General features: G+C 61.8%; 1 protein-coding gene. It reads left to right on the plus strand.

Translation table 11 applies throughout. The features are described from left to right. The first annotated feature begins 64 nt into the window (after positions 1-64). Positions 65-1,275 (plus strand): IS3 family transposase gene (locus B0E49_RS00015; RefSeq protein ID WP_502688684.1). Its coding sequence is split into 2 segments (ribosomal slippage): positions 65-326 and positions 326-1,275, totalling 1,212 coding nucleotides; the frame shifts between segments, so codons are not numbered across the junction. The last annotated feature ends 40 nt before the right edge of the window (positions 1,276-1,315 follow it).

The raw sequence follows: 1,315 nt of genomic DNA on the forward strand, positions 1-1,315 counted from the left end.
TGATCTTGCCCCCGAAAAACGCACTCCATAGCTGATGGTTAAATTCAGCAATTGGAGATGAGAGATGAGCAAGAGGAAAGACGGGCAAGCCCGTGGCAAGTACACGCTGGAATTCAAGCTGGAGGCGGTGCGACTGGTCAAAGGCGGGCAGGCGGTGCCGGTGACGGCCAAGGTGCTGGGCATGCCGGTGCAGACGCTGGGCAACTGGGTGCGGCTCAGTGAGAGAGGGCAACTCAAAGGGGCCGGCGACAAGCCGGTGTCGCCAGAGCAAATGGAGCTGGCGCGCCTGCGTGCCGAGTTGGCCCGGGTGAAGATGGAGCGCGACATCTTAAAAAAAGCGACGGCGTACTTCGCCAAGGAATCGCTGTGAAGTACGCCTGGATTGCCAAGCACAGGGCCCGCTGGCCGATCACGTTGGCCTGTGAGGTGCTGGGAGTCAGCGCCAGCGGCTACTTCGAGCACTGGCGACGCAAGGATGCCGGCAAGCCCGGCGGGCCGGGGACCAGCAGGCGCATCAGCGACGAAGCCTTGCTGGTGCACATCTTGGCCATCCATGCCGAGGTCAAGCAGGAATACGGCTGGCCCAAGATGTGGAAGGAGTTGCTGGCCCGAGGCATTCGGGTGGGCAAGGAGCGTGTCAGGCGGCTGATGCAGCGCCACGGCATCAAGGCCAGGGGCAAGAGAAAGTTTGTCGTCACCACCGACAGCAAACACGACTTGCCCATTGCGCCGAATCTGCTGGCGCGCAACTTCACGCCAGCGGCGCCGAACCAGGTGTGGAGCAGCGACATCACCTACATCGCCACCGATGAGGGCTGGCTGTACCTGACGGCGGTCATTGACCTGTTCAGCCGCCAGGTGGTGGGCTGGAGCATGAGAGAGCACATGCAGGCCAGCGTGGTCACCGATACGCTGCGCATGGCGTGGTTTCGGCGCCGTCCTGCGCCGGGGCTGATCTTTCACTCGGATCGGGGTAGCCAGTATTGCAGCCATGAGTTTCAGAGGGCGCTGGCGGGCTACGAGATGAAGTCCTCGATGAGCCGCAAGGGTGACTGCTGGGACAACGCGCCCACCGAGAGCCTGTGGGGTCGCTTGAAGGTCGGCAGGCTGTATGGCAGGAGATTTGCCACACGACGCGAGGCCATGGACGAGGTGATTTCCTGGATCGCTTTCTACAACCACAAAAGATTGCACTCGACGCTGGGCTACGTCAGCCCAATGACGTTTGAGCAACGCTGGATCGCGGCCCAGCAGCAAGACAGGAAGTCCGCATAACGGGCAGCCTATGGAGTGCGGACAACAGGGGCAAGTTCTC

It is taken from the genome of Polaromonas sp. C04 (assembly GCF_002002705.1).
In the GTDB taxonomy this organism is placed as follows: domain Bacteria; phylum Pseudomonadota; class Gammaproteobacteria; order Burkholderiales; family Burkholderiaceae_C; genus Rhodoferax_A.